The sequence below is a fragment of the Ensifer sp. genome, assembly GCF_035999135.1.
GTDB lineage: Bacteria > Pseudomonadota > Alphaproteobacteria > Rhizobiales > Rhizobiaceae > Ensifer.
This window is the reverse complement of record NZ_DASYGZ010000161.1, coordinates 1-17,038: the sequence shown is the minus strand read 5'-3', so window position 1 is coordinate 17,038 and position 17,038 is coordinate 1. Positions and strand designations below refer to the sequence as shown.

At 63.3% G+C, this 17,038-nt stretch carries 18 protein-coding genes and 1 tRNA gene; 10 read left to right on the top strand and 9 right to left on the bottom strand.

The annotated features are described in order from the left end of the window. From rpsO to VGO12_RS20725, 4 genes are all read left to right on the top strand, one after another. The coding region (rpsO, locus tag VGO12_RS20740) for a 30S ribosomal protein S15 (RefSeq protein ID WP_327514643.1) at positions 1-198 on the top strand (198 nt) is incomplete at its 5' end. Between the two features lie 351 nt (positions 199-549). Then, complete coding sequence (pnp, locus tag VGO12_RS20735) at positions 550-2,700, top strand: polyribonucleotide nucleotidyltransferase (protein WP_327514642.1); 2,151 nt, start codon at positions 550-552, stop codon at positions 2,698-2,700. Positions 2,701-2,781: 81 nt separating this feature from the next. Next, complete coding sequence (locus VGO12_RS20730) at positions 2,782-3,798, top strand: class I SAM-dependent methyltransferase (RefSeq protein ID WP_327514641.1); 1,017 nt, start codon at positions 2,782-2,784, stop codon at positions 3,796-3,798. A 180-nt stretch (positions 3,799-3,978) separates the two neighbouring features. Beyond that, a complete protein-coding gene (locus VGO12_RS20725; RefSeq protein WP_327514640.1) occupies positions 3,979-4,200 on the top strand; it encodes a hypothetical protein in 222 nt (73 codons plus the stop codon). A 39-nt stretch (positions 4,201-4,239) separates the two neighbouring features. Here VGO12_RS20725 and VGO12_RS20720 read toward each other — a convergent pair whose 3' ends face one another. Further along, a complete protein-coding gene (locus VGO12_RS20720; protein ID WP_327514644.1) occupies positions 4,240-5,442 on the bottom strand; it encodes an MFS transporter in 1,203 nt (400 codons plus the stop codon). Between the two features lie 402 nt (positions 5,443-5,844). Here VGO12_RS20720 and VGO12_RS20715 point away from each other — a divergent pair, with 402 nt between their 5' ends. Further along, positions 5,845-7,353, top strand: coding sequence for a winged helix-turn-helix domain-containing tetratricopeptide repeat protein (locus tag VGO12_RS20715; RefSeq protein WP_327514639.1), 1,509 nt, complete (start codon positions 5,845-5,847; stop codon positions 7,351-7,353). 112 nt (positions 7,354-7,465) lie between these two features. Here the strand turns inward: VGO12_RS20715 and fabI are convergent, their stop codons facing one another. From fabI to fabA, 3 genes are read right to left on the bottom strand one after another with little or no spacing between them, the layout of a single operon-like run. Continuing rightward, positions 7,466-8,272 carry an enoyl-ACP reductase FabI gene (fabI, locus tag VGO12_RS20710; protein WP_327514638.1) on the bottom strand — a complete coding sequence of 269 codons (807 nt, stop codon included), beginning with the start codon at positions 8,270-8,272 and terminating at the stop codon, positions 7,466-7,468. A 4-nt stretch (positions 8,273-8,276) separates the two neighbouring features. Beyond that, positions 8,277-9,500, bottom strand: a complete 1,224-nt coding sequence (gene fabB, locus VGO12_RS20705; RefSeq protein ID WP_327514637.1) for a beta-ketoacyl-ACP synthase I — start codon at positions 9,498-9,500, stop codon at positions 8,277-8,279. A gap of 45 nt (positions 9,501-9,545) precedes the next feature. Further along, on the bottom strand, positions 9,546-10,061 hold the full coding sequence (gene fabA, locus VGO12_RS20700; protein ID WP_327514636.1) for a 3-hydroxyacyl-[acyl-carrier-protein] dehydratase FabA: 516 nt from the start codon (positions 10,059-10,061) through the stop codon (positions 9,546-9,548). A gap of 321 nt (positions 10,062-10,382) precedes the next feature. Here fabA and irrA point away from each other — a divergent pair, with 321 nt between their 5' ends. Next, positions 10,383-10,805 carry an iron response transcriptional regulator IrrA gene (gene irrA, locus VGO12_RS20695; RefSeq protein WP_327514635.1) on the top strand — a complete coding sequence of 141 codons (423 nt, stop codon included), beginning with the start codon at positions 10,383-10,385 and terminating at the stop codon, positions 10,803-10,805. A gap of 67 nt (positions 10,806-10,872) precedes the next feature. Here irrA and VGO12_RS20690 read toward each other — a convergent pair whose 3' ends face one another. Continuing rightward, positions 10,873-11,508, bottom strand: coding sequence for a trimeric intracellular cation channel family protein (locus VGO12_RS20690; RefSeq protein WP_327514634.1), 636 nt, complete (start codon positions 11,506-11,508; stop codon positions 10,873-10,875). Positions 11,509-11,577: 69 nt separating this feature from the next. Continuing rightward, positions 11,578-12,366 (bottom strand): YdcF family protein, encoded by a 789-nt coding sequence (locus VGO12_RS20685; RefSeq protein WP_327514633.1) that lies wholly within the window; start codon positions 12,364-12,366, stop codon positions 11,578-11,580. Positions 12,367-12,556: 190 nt separating this feature from the next. Here VGO12_RS20685 and VGO12_RS20680 point away from each other — a divergent pair, with 190 nt between their 5' ends. Then, positions 12,557-12,868 (top strand): hypothetical protein, encoded by a 312-nt coding sequence (locus VGO12_RS20680; protein ID WP_327514632.1) that lies wholly within the window; start codon positions 12,557-12,559, stop codon positions 12,866-12,868. 31 nt (positions 12,869-12,899) lie between these two features. Here the strand turns inward: VGO12_RS20680 and VGO12_RS20675 are convergent. Further along, a tRNA-Ala gene (locus tag VGO12_RS20675) sits at positions 12,900-12,975 on the bottom strand. A 200-nt stretch (positions 12,976-13,175) separates the two neighbouring features. Beyond that, entirely contained in the window at positions 13,176-13,568 is a 393-nt protein-coding gene (locus tag VGO12_RS20670; protein WP_077962966.1) for a TIGR02300 family protein, read from the bottom strand. A 275-nt stretch (positions 13,569-13,843) separates the two neighbouring features. On the opposite strand from VGO12_RS20670, the gene aroA reads away from it, so the two are divergent. Continuing rightward, entirely contained in the window at positions 13,844-15,190 is a 1,347-nt protein-coding gene (aroA, locus tag VGO12_RS20665; RefSeq protein WP_327514631.1) for a 3-phosphoshikimate 1-carboxyvinyltransferase, read from the top strand. 531 nt (positions 15,191-15,721) lie between these two features. Here the strand turns inward: aroA and VGO12_RS20660 are convergent. Beyond that, the gene (locus tag VGO12_RS20660; protein WP_327514630.1) at positions 15,722-16,027 is read right to left on the bottom strand and encodes a hypothetical protein; all 306 of its coding nucleotides are present in this window, start codon (positions 16,025-16,027) and stop codon (positions 15,722-15,724) included. Here VGO12_RS20660 and cmk point away from each other — a divergent pair. Next, positions 16,021-16,659, top strand: coding sequence for a (d)CMP kinase (gene cmk, locus VGO12_RS20655; RefSeq protein ID WP_327514629.1), 639 nt, complete (start codon positions 16,021-16,023; stop codon positions 16,657-16,659). The genes VGO12_RS20660 and cmk overlap by 7 nt on opposite strands. Before the next feature lie 166 nt (positions 16,660-16,825). Next, positions 16,826-17,038: S1 RNA-binding domain-containing protein (locus tag VGO12_RS20650; protein ID WP_327496678.1), on the top strand; the 213-nt coding region annotated here is incomplete at its 3' end.

Sequence of the window (17,038 nt, the reverse complement as noted above, 5' to 3'; positions counted from 1 at the left end):
CCGGAAGTCCAGGTTGCTATCCTGACGGAACGGATCAACAACCTGACCGAACACTTCAAGGGCCACAAGAAGGATAACCATTCCCGCCGTGGTCTGCTCGCGATGGTTTCCAGCCGTCGTTCGCTCCTCGACTATCTGAAGAAGAAAGACGAAGCGCGCTACACCAAGCTGATCGGTGCCCTGGGCATCCGTCGCTAAGCGACTTATCCGGCGGGTCTTTGCGGCCCGCCGGCTTTTTTATGGAGCGCTGGGCGCTCACGCAATGATCTCTCCGGCCGCTTAGAAAGCGTGGCGCCAGGAGGGAATCCAGCGAACCGGATGGGCCGGTTTCGCGGATCAACCGATGGCCCGTCATGGGGCAGGATTGCAGGATGCTTCGGCCCTGCTTGCCGGAAATCGCGGAAAGCGGGATCCAGGCAAAGCGGAGACAGCCGATTTCAAGCGTGAAGCCTCCCGTTGTCTTGCCCGTGATGCGCCATTTCATGCGGCCCTTCGACCATTCGCGCTGCAACAGCCGCGGAAAGGTCCGCCGCACACGAAGGACAGAACATGTTCGATACCCACAAGGTTGAAATCGAATGGGCTGGGCGTCCGCTCAAGCTCGAAACCGGCAAGGTCGCCCGCCAGGCTGACGGCGCCGTTCTCGCCACCTACGGCGAAACCGTCGTTCTCGCCACCGTCGTTTCGGCCAAGGCGCCGAAGCCGGGCCAGGACTTCTTCCCGCTGACCGTCAACTACCAGGAAAAGACCTACGCTGCCGGCAAGATCCCGGGCGGCTACTTCAAGCGCGAAGGCCGTCCGAGCGAAAACGAAACGCTCGTTTCGCGCCTGATCGACCGCCCGATCCGCCCGCTTTTCCCCGAGGGCTACAAGAACGACACCCAGGTCGTCGTCACGGTCATGCAGCATGACCTCGAAAACAACCCCGACGTCCTGTCGATGGTTGCCGCTTCTGCTGCGCTGACGCTGTCGGGTGTCCCGTTCATGGGCCCGATCGGCGGCGCGCGCGTCGGCTACATCAACGGCCAGTACGTGCTGAACCCGCATCTCGACGAGATGGACGAATCGACCCTCGACCTCGTCGTCGCCGGCACCCAGGAAGCGGTGCTGATGGTCGAATCCGAAGCCAAGGAACTGGCGGAAGACGTGATGCTCGGCGCCGTCGTATTCGGCCAGAAGGGCTTCCAGCCGGTCATCGACGCGATCATCAAGCTCGCTGAAGTTGCCGCCAAGGAGCCGCGCGACTTCCAGCCGGAAGATCATTCCGCGCTCGAAGCCGAAATGCTCGGCATGGCCGAAGCCGAACTGCGCGACGCCTACAAGATCACCGAGAAGGCTGCCCGTTACGCGGCCGTCGACGCCGTCAAGGCAAAGGTGAAGGCACACTTCTTCCCGGAAGGCGCCGAGCCGAAGCACACTGCCGAAGTGATCGGCGCTGTCTTCAAGCACCTCCAGGCCAAGATCGTTCGCTGGAACATCCTCGACACCAAGAGCCGCATCGACGGCCGCGATCTGGAAACCGTTCGCGCGATCGTTTCGGAAGTCGGCCTCCTGCCGCGCACCCACGGCTCGGCACTGTTCACCCGCGGTGAAACGCAGGCGATCGTCGTTGCCACGCTCGGCACCGGCGAAGACGAACAGTACGTCGACAGCCTGACCGGCATGTACAAAGAACGCTTCATGCTGCACTACAACTTCCCGCCCTACTCGGTCGGCGAAACCGGTCGCATGGGCTCCCCGGGCCGCCGCGAAATCGGTCACGGCAAGCTCGCCTGGCGCGCTATCCGCCCGATGCTGCCGGAAGCCGAGCAGTTCCCCTACACGCTGCGCGTCGTATCCGAAATCACCGAATCCAACGGCTCCTCGTCGATGGCCACCGTCTGCGGCACCTCGCTCGCTCTGATGGACGCCGGCGTTCCGCTGGCAAAGCCGGTTGCCGGTATCGCCATGGGCCTGATCAAGGAAAATGAGCGCTTCGCCGTTCTCTCCGACATCCTCGGCGACGAAGACCACCTCGGCGACATGGACTTCAAGGTTGCGGGCACCGAAGCCGGCATCACCTCGCTCCAGATGGACATCAAGATCGAGGGCATCACCGAAGAGATCATGGGCATCGCGCTCAACCAGGCCAAGGGTGGCCGTCTCCACATCCTCGGCGAAATGGCCAAGGCCATCTCGGAAAGCCGCGGCCAGCTCGGCGAGTTCGCTCCGCGCATCGAAGTCATGAACATCCCGGTCGACAAGATCCGTGAAGTCATCGGTTCGGGCGGCAAGGTCATCCGCGAAATCGTCGAAAAGACCGGCGCCAAGATCAACATCGAAGACGACGGCACCGTGAAGATCGCGTCCTCGTCCGGCAAGGAAATCGAAGCGGCCCGCAAGTGGATCCACTCGATCGTCGCCGAGCCGGAAGTTGGCCAGATCTACGAAGGTACCGTTGTGAAGACCGCCGACTTCGGCGCCTTCGTCAACTTCTTCGGCGCCCGTGACGGCCTCGTCCACATCTCGCAGCTCGCCTCCGAGCGCGTCGCCAAGACGACCGACGTCGTCAAGGAAGGCGACAAGGTCTGGGTCAAGCTCATGGGCTTTGACGAGCGCGGCAAGGTTCGCCTGTCGATGAAGGTTGTCGACCAGGCCACCGGCAAGGAAGTCGCTGCCGAGAAGTCGGAAAAGAAGGGCGACGGCGAAGCCGCCGAATAAGCGAGCTTCACCCGAGTGCATTCGGGGCGCGGGGCAGATCGCTCCGCGCCCCTTTCTTATAGGAAGATGACGGATAGACCGATGAGCCGAGATGCGTTGAAGACCCTGTTTTACCCGTTCGACAGCGGCGTGATCGACCCGCCTGGCGAGGGCGAGCGCGTGCTCTTCCTCGGCGCCGAGGCCGGCTACAGGCTGCCTGAGGGCTTCGCTGCGTCGATCGCGGCCGTGCAGCCGTTCCGGCCGCTCTACCGTGCTCTGGAAGCCCAACGCGCCGATGTCGCGCCTGAGGTGACCGGCGAAGACTACGACGTCGCTTTGGTGCTTGCGGGCAAGCACAAAGGCGAGAACGAGGACCGGATCGCCGAGGCGCTGAAGCGCACGCGCGTGGGCGGCCTCATCGTCGTTGCCGGGGGCAAGGAAGATGGCATCCAGTCGCTGAAGAAGCGCATCGCCAAGTTCGAATGGGACGGCGACCATCTGCCGAAGTACCACGGCGTCGCCTTCTGGTTCACGCGGCCTGAAGACGTCACCGACGCCGTGCGCAAGCTCGCCAAGGTGCCGGTGCGCGTCGACGGCCTGTTCGAGGCGTCGCCGGGCATGTTCTCGCACGACCGCATTGATGCCGGGTCTGAATTGCTCGCATCGCGCCTGCCGATCGATTTCCACGGCCATGCCGCCGATTTCGGTGCCGGCTGGGGCTACCTCGCGACAAAGCTCGCTCAGGCGTCTCCGGGCACCAAGGGCATCGACCTGTTCGAGGCTGATCACGAAGCGCTCGAGGCCGCCCGCGTCAACATGATGGCGAACGCGCCACGCATGCCGGCCCGCTTCTACTGGTTCGACCTGACGAGCGAGGAGCCGCGCGACAAGTACGACCTGATCGTCATGAACCCGCCGTTCCACGAGAGCCACGCCGCCGAGCCGGCGCTCGGCGTGGCCATCATCAAGACGGCGCTGAAGGCGCTGAAGCAGGGCGGCAAGCTGATGCTGGTGGCCAACCGCGGCCTGCAGTACGAGCAGGTGCTGGCCGAAAATTCCAGGGAGTACGGTGAGACCTGCCGCAACGCCCGCTTCAAGGTGCTTTGGGCCAAGCGCTGAGGCGCGGCATCGCCGTACCCCGTTCGAACCGAGAATTGAGGGAGCCGGGCCGATGGTCCGGCTCTTTCTCGTCTACCGTGACGCCAAGCCAGAGTTTGCCCGTTGCCTTCGCCCCTATTCCGGCTCACCATGCGGCCGGTGTTTCCAGTCGGAGCGTTTCCCAGTCGGAGGATGAAGTCCATGACGTCGGGAGTGAACAGGCCGCCCTTGAGCGAAGAGGCGGCCGAGGCCATCGCCAAGGACATCAAGCAGGGCGAGGGACACGGGGCGACCTCCGAGGTGCCCATGTCGTTCCTGAAAGGCCTCTATCATTCGCCGCTCGCTCCGGAGCGCCGCAAGCATACGGGCTTCGTCGTCCTGGGGGTGATCGCCGCCTTGGTCGTGCTGTTCGTTCTGGTGTGAGCCGGTCCACCACAATCTTTCCTGACCGACGCTAGCGCATCAGCGCCGCCCGTTGTCGATCATCAGAAGCCCCGCCAATACGGCGCACAGCAGGCCGAGCGACAGCGGCAGCCCCTGGTGACCGACGAACTGCATGACGAGCCCTGTCGCGGGCGAGCCCACGATGCCGCCCACGCCCCAGGCGAGCGCGAACGCCGCATTGCCGGCCACCAGCACCTGGCCGGTAAACCGCTCGCCGAGCTGGACCAGGGAAAGGGTGAAGATCCCGAAGGTCACGCCGCCCCAGACAAAGACGAGCGGCCAGATCAGCCAGCCGTTGAAGAGCAACGGCATGAGCAGGCAGCCGAGCAATGAGGCGAGCACGCAAGAGAGCATCGTGCGCCGCGAACCGATGTGCTCGGCCAGACGCCCGAGCACAATCTGCAGGGCGGCATTGCCGGCGATGAAGCAGGTTACAAGCGGCGCGATGCGCTGTTCTGTGCTGCCGAGCGCTGCACCATAGACGGCGAGCAACGACAGGAGGGTTTGCTCGAAGGCCGCAGCGGTCGCGACCGCTAACAGCAACAACGGCGCCAGGGTGAAGAAACGGACCACCGAGGTCGCCGCACCGTCCCGCGGCATGTCGGGCAGACGCGGCACGACCGCAAGCACGATCAGGCCGCAGATGATGAATGCGACGATGCCGATCACAAATGGTGGCCAGCCGGCGGCCCCGACCAGGCTGAGCGACAGCGGCCCGATACAGAAACCTGCCGATACGACGGAAGAATAGAGGCCCATGATCCGGCCACGACGGGAAGCGGGCGTGATCGTCACCAACCAGGTCTCGCTGACGACCGATAGCGGATTGGCAAAGACACCGAGCAGAAAACGGAGCGGCATCCAGGCCCGGACATCGAGGGTCCAGGCGATGGCGGCAAGTGTCAGCGCCGCCAGGACCGAGCACAGGATCGCAAGTCGGCCCCCGCCCAGGCGCCGGGCAAGCATCGGAATGAAAGGTGCCGACAGGATGAACCCCAGCGGCGTCATGGCGGCCGACAGGCCGATCAGGGCGGGCGCGGTGCCCTGCCGCTCCAGGATGAAGCTTAGCAGCGGATATGTCAGTCCCTGCGCCACGGCAAAGACGGTGACGGTCGCAATGATGCCCGCCAATGCGGCCCATGGGACCGGATCCTCACGGGGCGTCGTTATCCGCTGGCCGAGAGCCGGTGTCGGAGGAGGCAACGGCTGGTGCGGTGTCATCGCGCCGCTCACCTCAAAGCACTTGCCAGAACGGCCTGGCGAGTTCCTCCTCGACTGGCGTCGCGTCAGGCCGATGTCGTCGATCAGATGCGGATCGCCCCTGAGCTTTCGCTCAAGCTCTGTCCGAAACTGGCTGCGTTCGCGCCAGGCGACGACCATGTGCCTGAGCGTTTCGACAGGGTCGTGCGAACGCGTCGGGCTCCGCGGCGTCTCGGCCGCCGATGCCTGATGCGAAGCGATGGGAGGGAAAGGGGTATCGTTCATGGCAACCTCGCTATCGGCTTCAAGGATCCGGGGACCCTTGACCTGAAGAAGGCCGGATTCTGCGCGATACGGTCGGCGCCGTACTTAAACCCTTCCAAAAAGTTCTCAAAAACTTCCAAACGGGCTATAGATCGCCAGATGCAGGATATGCGTTTTGCCTTTGGTCCGTTCGTGCTTGATCCGGGTGCGGGAACGCTCCTGCGGAACGATGACCCCGTTGCCGTTGGCCATCGCGGCGTAAAGCTGCTTGCGGCGCTTGTTGGACGGCCCGGAGAAATCCTCGCCAAGGCCGAGTTGATGGACGCGGCGTGGCCGGGCACGGCCGTCGAGGAGGGCAACCTCACCGTCCAGATCGCCCAGCTGAGGAAACTGCTCGGCCCGGCCGTCGATGGAGGCGAATGGATCTCGACGGTGCCACGTGTCGGTTATCGCTTTACCGGCACCATTGAACGGCTGGGCGGCGTGACGAGAAAGCCTTTGCCGCTGCCGAACAAGCCATCGATCGCCGTGCTGCCCTTCGTCAACCTCAGCAACGATCCCGAACAGGATTCGTTTGCGGACGGAATGACCGAGGATCTGATTACGGACCTGTCCAGAAGCGGCGGCCTTTTCGTCATCGCCCGCAACTCGGTTTTTGCCTACAAGGGCAGGGCAATGGACGTGCGTGCGATCGCCGAGGATCTCGGGGTGCGCTACCTGTTGGAGGGCAGCGTCCGCCGCGCCGCCGAAAGGGTGCGCATCAATGCCCAGCTGGTGGATGCGCAAACGGGCGAACATCTGTGGGCCGAGCGCTTCGACCGCAACCTCGAAGATATCTTTGCCGTCCAGGACGAGGTAACGGGCAAGATCGTTGAGGCACTCGTCGGTCGGCTGCGCACGCCACCAGCGCGCAATCGCCCCAAGAGCCTCGAGGCCTATGACCTCTGCGTGCGAGCACGCAAGTTGATCGACGACTCGCCACAGACGGCGCGGGAAGCGCATCTGATGCTCACCCGCGCAATTTCGCTCGACCCTGATTATGCCGAGGCCTATCGCTGGCTCGCCATGAACCACTGGATGGGATGGGTGCATTGGGGGGATCCCATCGAACCGACCCGCAGCGTCGCCCTGGAGCTGGCGCGCAAGGCCGTCGCGATCGATCCCAATGATGCCGGCTGCCGCTGGGTGCTCGCCAACCTGTTGGCCTATGAATGCCGTTTCACCGAGGCGGATGTGGAATTCGCCAAGGCGCTGGAACTCGACCCGAATGAGGCCGACACCTGGGCCACCTTGTCCGACATCACGGTGCTCGCAGGCCGTGTGGAGGAAGGCCTTGAGCATATTCGCAAGGCGTTTCGGCTCAATCCCTATCCGGCAAGCTGGTACTACCTGACGCTTGGGCAGGCGCAATATGCGGCCGGCGACTACGAAGCCGCGGTCGAGACCCTGCGCAAGGACGAGACCTACCGCACCAGTTCACGCCGCTTCCTGGCGGCGAGCCTCGCGCAATTGGGGCGGTTCGACGAGGCCCGGGCGGAGGTCGATCTGTTCCTCGTTGCCAATCCCCATTTCACGACTGGTTTCTGGGCGACGACGGAGCCGTTTCGCGACGCCGCGACGCTTTCGCATTTCGTCGATGGCTTCCGCAAGGCCGGCCTTCCGGACTGACGCCGCCCGGCGACCTCAAATCCGTATCGGCCGCCCAAAAAAACCCGGCGAGTTGTCGCCGGGTTTCGATCGATGGATGCGGTGCGTGAGCCGGCGATGCCGCCGCGCTGTTTTACTCGGCGTCGACGCTTCTCAGCGTGTCGAGCGCCGGCATCGAGGTGATGTTGTAGCCACTGTCGACATAGTGGATCTCGCCGGTGACGCCGCGCGAAAGGTCCGACAGCAGATAGAGGGCTGAGTTGCCGACGTCGTCGATGGTCACGGTACGGCGCAGCGGCGAATTCTGCTGCTGCCAGGAGAGCATGGCGCGAGCGTCGGAGATACCGGCGCCGGCAAGCGTGCGGATAGGGCCGGCCGAGATCGCATTGACGCGGATGCCGCGCACGCCGTAGTCGGCGGCGAGATAGCGCACCGATGCCTCGAGGGCCGCCTTGGCGACGCCCATGACGTTGTAGTTCGGCATGACGCGCGTTGAGCCGCCATAGGTGAGCGTCAGCATCGAGCCGCCGTCGTTCATCAGCTCGGCCGCCCGCTTTGCGATCTCCGTGAAGGAGAAGCAGGAGATCACCATCGTGCGGCTGAAATTGTCGCGCGAGGTGTCGGCGTAGAGGCCCTTCAGCTCGTTCTTGTCGGAGAAACCGATCGCGTGAACGATGAAGTCGAGCGTACCCCAGCGCGCCTTGATCGCGTCAATGACCGCATCGACGGAGGCGATGTCCTCGACGTCGCAGGGGAGCAGAAAGTCGGAGCCGACCTCGGCCGCAAGCGGCTTGACGCGTTTGCCGAGCGCTTCGCCCTGATAGGTGAAGGCGAGTTCCGCGCCCTGCGCCGCCAGCGCCTTGGAAATACCCCAGGCAATAGAATGGTTGTTGGCCACACCCATGATGAGGCCACGCTTTCCGGTCATCAGTCCCGTCATGGTGTTATCCGTTGTAGCGCTGGAACACGAGCGTCGCGTTGGTGCCGCCAAAGCCGAAGGAGTTCGAAAGAACCGTGTCGATCTTGGCATTGTCGATGCGCTTGCGGACGATCGGAACACCGTCGAACTCGGGATCGAGCTCGGTGATGTGGGCGCTCTCGCCGATGAAGCCGGCCTGCATCATCAGGAGGCCGTAGATCGACTCCTGCACGCCGGCAGCACCCAGCGAATGACCCGTCAGCGACTTGGTCGACTGGATGTGCGGGATCTTCGCGCCGAAAACCTCGCGGATCGCGCCGATTTCCTTGCTGTCGCCGACCGGTGTCGAGGTCCCGTGGGTGTTGATGTAGTCGACCTCGCCCTTCACCGTCGAAAGGGCCTGACGCATGCAGCGGATCGCACCTTCGCCCGAAGGGGCAACCATGTCGTAACCGTCGGAGGTCGCGCCATAGCCGACAATTTCGGCGTAGATCTTGGCGCCGCGGGCCTTTGCGTGTTCCAGTTCTTCAAGGACGAGAACGCCCGCACCACCGGCAATCACGAAGCCGTCGCGATTGGCGTCATAGGCGCGCGAAGCCGTCGCCGGCGTCTCATTGTACTTCGAGGACATGGCGCCCATGGCGTCGAACAGGTTGGACATGGTCCAGTCGAGATCTTCGTGGCCGCCGGCAAACATCACGTCCTGCTTGCCCCACTGGATCATTTCGGCGGCATTGCCGATGCAGTGCGCCGAGGTCGAGCAGGCCGACGAGATCGAATAGTTGACGCCGTGGATCTGGAACCAGGTGGCAAGCGTCGCCGATGCTGTCGACGACATCGCCTTCGGCACGGCGAACGGGCCGATGCGCTTGGGGCTGTTGTTCTTGCGGGTGATATCGGACGCTTCGACGATGGTGCGGGTCGACGGTCCGCCCGAGCCCATGATGATGCCGGTCCGCTCGTTGCGGGCGATGACGGACTCTTCAAGACCGGAATCGGCGATCGCCTGCTTCATTGCCACGTGGTTCCAGGCGCCGCCCTGCGACAGGAAGCGCATGGCGCGACGGTCGACGAGTTCGGTCGGGTCGAGCGACGGCGCGCCCCAGACCTGGCACTTGAAGCCGTTCTCGGCGAAATCGGGAGAAAACGTGATGCCCGACTTTGCATCGCGCAGCGACGCCGTGACTTCATCCGCATTGTTCCCGATCGAGGAAACGATGCCGAGGCCCGTGACAACAACCCGTCTCATGATAGTGACCTTTTCTTTATTTCGTTCGCTGCGGCAGGCGCGGAATTACTCGGCCTTGTCCTTCGACAGGCCGACGCGCAGGTCGGTTGCCTGATAGATAGTTTCGCCATCGGCCTTTAGCCAGCCGTCGGCGGTGCCAAGCACGAGCCGGCCGCGCATGACGCGCTTGAAGTCGATGCCATATTCGAGCAGCTTGGTGTGGGGGCGGACCATGCCCTTGAACTTCACTTCGCCGGTGGACAGCGCCATGCCGCGCCCGGGCTCGCCGAGCCAGCCGAGGTAAAAGCCGGTCAATTGCCACATGCCGTCGAGGCCGAGGCAGCCGGGCATGATCGGGTTGCCCTGGAAGTGGCAGGGGAAATACCAGTCGTCCGGCCGCACGTCGTATTCGGCGCGCAGGTACCCCTTGTCGAAGGCGCCGCCCGTCTCGGAGATATCGGTGATGCGATGGACCATCAGCATCGGCGGCAGCGGCAGCTGGGCATTGCCGGGGCCAAACAACTCCCCACGGCCGCAGGCCAGGATTTCCTCATAGCTGAAGCTGGATTGTCTGGTCGTCATGAATGGATGTTTCCCCGCGTAACAAATTGTGTTGTCCGACCTGCTTTAGAGCAAGTTCGGCTTGAAATGAAGCGTTGTGACCCGGATCTTGCGGTTTTCGTCCGGTCTCCGCCGCTCCAGATGGCGATTTCATTCCGCCGTCGCTTACAGGATCAATGTGGGCGCGACCAGAGTTAATTGCCAGCACTCCCCGAGTTTGACCGGTTTTTCGGGCTTTGCAACGCTTGTCGTCCATGGAATCTATTGAAAGGACAAAGCGCAAAAGTTATATCGCAAAAGGAAGTCTTGCGAATTTCGCCGGGATACATGGAACGACCCTTGATGACGAAAGCAACAGAAGTGAGTTCGGAAGAAAGGCTGCGCCATTCCGGCCTGCGTCCGACACGCCAACGGGTTGCCCTCGCCGATCTGATCTTTGCCAAGGGTGATCGTCACCTGACCGTCGAGGAACTGCACGAGGAGGCCGTCATGGCCGGAGTGCCGGTATCGCTCGCCACCGTCTACAATACCCTGCATCAGTTCACTGAGGCCGGCATGATCCGCGTCTTGGCTGTCGAAAGCGCCAGGACCTATTTCGATACCAACGTGTCGGATCACCATCACTTCTTCGTCGAGGGCCAGAACGAGGTGCTCGACATTCCCGTCAGCAACATCCAGATCGACAACCTGCCGGATCCGCCCGAGGGCATGGAGATCGCGCATGTCGACGTGGTGATCCGCCTGCGCCGCAAGGGCGGCCGCTGATCCGCTCCAAGCGCTGGCTATCAAGATAAGTTGATTGCGAGGCGCGCGTCCGTCGCGGCGCGAAGCCTCACATCACGTCGTCGGGGTCGCGGCCCGGCAGCGCTTTGCCGGTCGGCAGGGTCCAGCCGAACTTGAGGGCGCCGCCGCGCACGCCAAAGGCAAAGATCACGCCGAGCGTCGAGGCGGCAATCAGCGGCAAGCCGGCGATCGTCGCGAGCACGAAGACGCCGGAGCCGACGAGAGCTGCCGTGACATAGACCTCCGGGCGCAACAGCACCGAAGGTTCTCCCGCAAGCATATCGCGCAGGACACCGCCGAATGTCGCGGTGAGCATGCCGGTCACGAGTGCCACTGCCGGCGATCCGGTCGCAGCGAAACCCTTGGCCGCCCCCATGACGCTGTAGGCCGCAAGCCCGATCGCATCCAGCCAGACGAGCACCCGGTAGCGCGAATCGAACAGATGGGCGGTGAAGAAGATGACGACCGCGACCGTGGCGCAGACCAGGAGATAGGTGGGGTTGGTGACCCAGAACACCGGCGTGGCGCCAAGCACGACGTCGCGCATCGTGCCGCCGCCAATTCCGGTGACCGAGGCGAGGAACAGGTACCCGATGATGTCGAGCTGCTTGCGCGAGGCCGAGAGCGCCCCGGTGGCGGCAAAGACCGCCACACCGGCATAGTCGAGGATTTCGAGGATCGGCATGGGCGCTCCGGACAAGAATCGGCGTGTCATGGAAGCTGGGGCACGCCATGCCCCTCCGTCAACAGTGCGTCAGGGCGCCGGCAGCATCGTCGTCGTTCGACCGAGCAGGTAGTAGGCGACCAGTCCGGTCCATTCCTTGGCGGCCGTGGTTGTCAGTTGCGCGTTCAGTGACGGCTGGGTGAAGTCGAGGCCGAGCCCGGCCTTGCCGCTTGTCCGGTAGTCTGTCGGCCATGGCAAGACGTCGATGCCGTTTGTGCGAAAGAGCGCGACGGAGCGCGGCATATGGTACGCGGAGGTGACGAGCGCGCATTGCGAAAGCCCGTTTTCCGCCAAAAGGTCCTTGGTGTAGCGCGCGTTCTCGAAGGTGGTGCGGGAGTTCTCCTCGCGGATCACCCGGTCGGCGCCGATATCGAGTGCCTCGAAGAATGCGGTCGAGGCCTGTGCGTCGCCGTCATAGGCGCCGCTGATCGAGCCGTCGCCGCCGGAAACCAGGATGCGCGCCTCGGGATAGCGCTTCGCCAGGCGCACGGTCTCGATGAAGCGGTCGGCCGCCTGGTTCAGCTCGATGCCGCCACGGCCGGCGGTCACTTCGTTCTCGAAGGCGCCGCCAAGCACGATGACGCAGGAAAGGGAGGCTGGAGGCGCGGGGCGCGGAAAGCGATCCTCCAGTGCCTGCAGCGCGTAGGGCCCGGCGGTCGTAAACAGGCTGATGAAGAGCACCAGTGCGCCGAGGCCGCCAAGGACGGCGCCGATACGGCGCAAGCCGAAAGCGCTCGCCAGCAACCCGGCCAGCACCGCGAAAAACGAGAACGACAGCGGCTGTGCGACGAGCCAGAAGATTTTCGAGACCAGGAACATGCCTACAGCTTCTGCTGACGGATGCTTAACAAACCATAAAGCCGCGTCCGCGGACCGGTTGCGCCGGCGACCCGCGACGCTTCGCACCAAGCTCGCGCAAGGTCGCGGGCGCACCATCCTCACCTGAGCGTTGCGTCCGCCAGTCCGGCCACCACTTTCATTTGAAGGTGAAAGGAGTATCATCGGGCAGATGACCACGATTTCGGGCTTCAGATCCCAGCTGTTTCATGCCGCCAATGAGGTCCATCAACTCACCCCATTGCAGGCCCAACGGCTCTTGGAAGGTGCTGTGGCGCTGATCCGCTGCATGCGTGAACAGACCGGCATGGAGCCCAACACCGACGCGCCCGATATCACGGTTCGGCTCTTGGAAATCGCGAACTCCGCGCAGAGCCGGTCCGAGCGGGAAATCCGCAACGCCCTGCTCGAATCGTCCGACATCATCCGTCTGCTGACGATGATCCTCGATTCGCTCGACGAGCTCGCGAACGACGGTCCTTGAGGACCTGATACCGATCATTCAAAGGAAGGTTTGGTGGAGCTAAGCGGGATCGAACCGCTGACCTCTTGCATGCCATGCAAGCGCTCTCCCAGCTGAGCTATAGCCCCATATCGGGTTCCGGCGAGACCGGTCCGGGAAGTTCGCCGGGCTGTTTTGCTCGGCGAGTGGCGGCTTATTACTTCCCCTTTTTGAGGATGGCAAGCCGAAAAATGCGTGGCCTGTGGATTTATTTTTTCTCCGGGCCGATTTTCTCCCGTCCGGGCCGGTTTGGCCGAGGACGGGAGCATTCCATTGTCATTTGAAGCGCTTAGACGTCTTCTTCGTCGTCCGACACGCCGATGAGGTCGCTCATGTCGTCGTCATCGTCTTCGTCGTCGGTCTGCAGGAACGTGTCGTCGTCGTCGTCGCCGTCGATCTCGACATCGTCGTCGCCGAGATCCGGCAGGTCGTCGCCGCCCGCTGCCTCATCGTCGGCATCCTCGAGCGATACGAGTTCGACTTCGGTGTTCTCTGCATCGACTTCCGTGACGTCTTCTTCTTCTTCCTTCTCGAGCACCTTGGCGACCGAGGTTTCTTCGAAGAAGTTCAGCGGATAGGACTTGCCGGTGTAAGGCGAGACGATCGGATCACGGTTCAGATCGTAGAATTTGCGCCCCGTTTCCGGGTCGATGCGCTTTGTTCCAAGTTCCGGTTTTGCCACTGTCAAAGCCTCTTGAATGGCCGGCCGAGCCGGCGCTTGCCGGAAAACCGGCGGGTGGAAAGGGTATCAAGCTTATGATGATTAGCCGGTCCCCTTAATCGTCTTGGCCGCATCTGTCAAAGGCAAAACGCCTGAGCCCCGGTGACGCGGGCTTCCGGCGCGCCAGGATGACCGTTTCATCGGCGTGTGGTAGGAGCGCAGGAAGGGCGGGGGCGACCCCGCGCATCGGCAGCCCCGCGCTTTCGGGCGCAACGCTTTCGCTTCGAGGAATTCGCATGTCTCATGGATCGGGCTTGAGGCCCGCCACCGCCCGGAGATCCGCAGCCCTCACGGGCACGGTCCGCGTTCCCGGCGACAAGTCGATCTCGCATCGCGCACTGATGCTGGGCGGCATCGCCGCCGGCCAAACGCGGATTACGGGATTGCTCGAGGGCGCGGACGTGATCGCGACCGCACGAGCAATGCAGGCAATGGGGGCCCGCGTCCGCAAGGAGGGTGAGGCCTGGATTGTCGACGGTGTCGGCAACGGTGCGCTGCTGGCCCCGGAAACCGCGCTCGATTTCGGCAATGCCGGCACCGGTTGCCGCCTGATGATGGGGCTTGCGGGCGCCTATGATTTCGAAACCACCTTCGTCGGTGATGCATCGCTGAGCCGGCGACCGATGAAGCGCGTGCTCGATCCGCTGCGCGAGATGGGGGTGCAGGTGCGTGCGGCCGCTAGTGAAAGGCTGCCGGTGACGTTGCGCGGCCCGAAGACGCCGACGCCGATCCTCTACCGCGTGCCGGTCGCCTCAGCCCAGGTGAAATCGGCTGTGCTCCTTGCGGCTCTCAACGCGCCGGGGGTCACTACCGTCATCGAACCGGTCGCGACCCGCGACCATACGGAGCGGATGCTAGCGGGTTTCGGTGCCCATCTGGTGGTCGAGACTGGTGCCGGTGGCGAGCGCATCATCGGGCTCGAAGGGCGAGGCCGGCTCGTCGGCCAGGACATCGTTGTGCCGGGCGACCCGTCGTCGGCCGCTTTTCCGCTGGTCGCTGCCCTCATCGTTCCCGGCTCCGACATCTTGATCGAGAACGTGCTGATGAACCCGGGCCGCACGGGTCTGATACGGACGCTGCACGAGATGGGTGCCGATATCGAGGTCCTGAACCTTCACTCGTCCGGAGGCGAAGATGTCGCCGACCTCAGGGTCCGCCATTCCGATCTGAAGGGCGTGCGCGTACCGCCAGAGCGCGCTTCGTCGATGATCGACGAGTACCCGATCCTCGCGGTCGCTTCCGCCTTTGCCGAGGGCGAGACGATCATGACCGGGCTCGAAGAGTTGCGGGTCAAGGAATCCGACCGGCTTGCGGCTATCGCCGACGGCCTGAAACTCAACGGCGTCGATTGCGAGGCGAAAGAAGCGTCGTTGATCGTGCGCGGCCGCCCCGGCGGCAAGGGGCTCGGCAATGCATCTGATGATGCGGTAAAGACCCATCTCGACCACCGTATCGCCATGAGCTTCCTGGTGATGGGGCTCGGCTCGGAGCGTCCAGTCACGGTGGATGACACGACGATGGTCGCGACCAGCTTTCCGGGGTTCGCAACGCTGATGGCGGGCCTTGGCGCAAGGATCGAATGAAGGCGGCATGGGGTTGAAACGGAAGGTTGGATGGTTTCTGACGGCAATTGCCGTTCTTGCTCTGACACTGCTGACGCAGATCGGCGGCGTCATTCTGCTTCTTTCGCTCGGTCTCGCCCGGCTCAGGAAAGCCGGTGTCGGCGCCATCGGTCTTATCGCGCTCTTCGTCGCGCTCTACGCGGCAGGCAGCGGCTTAAGTTATGCTGTTGCGCCTGCCTTCGGCCGCGTTCCGCTACCTTGTTACGGCGATGGTTCTTCGCGTCTGCGCATGCAGTCGCCCATCTTCTGTATCCTCAACCGACAATATGTGACCCCGAAAATGCGCGACGCTGCGATCGCGCTTTCGAAGCGGATGGATCAGGCCTTTCCGGGCACGACCACGCTGGCGCTCGACGCGAACTTTCCGTTCTTCGACGGTTTTCCGTTGTTTCCGCATCTGTCCCACTCGGATGGCCGCAAACTCGACGTGGCGTTCTTTTATCAGGATGCGGGCGGACGGTTTCTCGACCAGACAACACGTTCGCCGATTGGCTACTTCGCCTTCGAGGAACCGCTTCCCGGCAGCGTTCTTCCTTGCGGCGATCGCAAGGACCTCTTGACCTTGCGCTGGGATTTGGGGTTCTTGCAGTCGTTATGGCAGCCTCTGCCGCTCGAACCCGGCCGGACCCACGAGGCGCTTCGCTTTCCGACGAAGGCCGTGGCTTCGGCGTGGAGAAAATATTCGTCGAGCCGCACCTGGCCGAGCGGCTTGGCGTTCAGGCAGACACCATTCGGTTTCAGGGTTGCCGGGCCGCCAGGCACGACGATCACATACACATGCAGGTTGGAAAATGACATTCACCATCGCCATCGACGGACCGGCCGCAGCCGGCAAGGGCACGCTGTCGCGTCAGATCGCCGAGGCGTACGGATTTCATCATCTCGACACCGGGCTGACCTATCGCGCCACCGCCAAGGCGCTCATCGACGCCGGATTGCCGCTCGACGACGAGACGGTCGCCGAGAAAATGGCACGTGACGTCGAACTGGCCGGTCTCGATCGCGCGGTGCTTTCCGCCCATGCGATCGGCGAGGCGGCCTCGAAGATTGCCGTCATGCCGGCGGTGCGCCGGGCGCTCGTCGAGGCGCAGCGCGCCTTTTCGCTGCGCGAGCCCGGAACTGTGCTCGACGGCCGCGACATCGGCACGGTCGTCTGCCCGGATGCGCCGGTCAAACTCTACGTGACGGCGTCGCCGGAAGTGCGGGCGAAACGTCGCTATGACGAGATCGTCGGCAATGGCCTTCCGGCCGACTATCAGGCCATTTTCGAGGATGTGAAGAAGCGAGATGAGCGCGACATGGGCCGCGCCGACAGTCCTTTGCGCCCGGCCGACGACGCACACTTGCTTGATACGTCCGAAATGAGTATAGAGGCGGCGTTTCAGGCCGCGAAGTCTTTGATCGATGCGGCCCTGATCAAGAAGATCTGAAGAAGAGCCCATCCCCGACTTTGTCAGGATCGCCCTTCTTGCATAAGCCTGAAATTCCGTCCACGCGCCGGATTGTCCCTTCGATGGGGCGGACTGGGTTCAGGCCTGTTCAACACCAGCCCCCGGCGCATGTGCGTCTCCCCGTGAGATGCATGCAGGAGATTCCATGTCTGCTACCAACCCAACCCGTGATGATTTCGCAGCGCTTCTCGAAGAATCCTTCGCGAAGACCGATCTGGCCGAAGGCTATGTTGCCAAGGGCATCGTCACGGCCATCGAAAAGGACGTCGCCGTTGTCGACGTCGGTCTGAAGGTCGAAGGCCGCATCGCTCTGAAGGAATTCGGCGCGAAGGCCAAGGACGGCTCGCTCAAGGTCGGC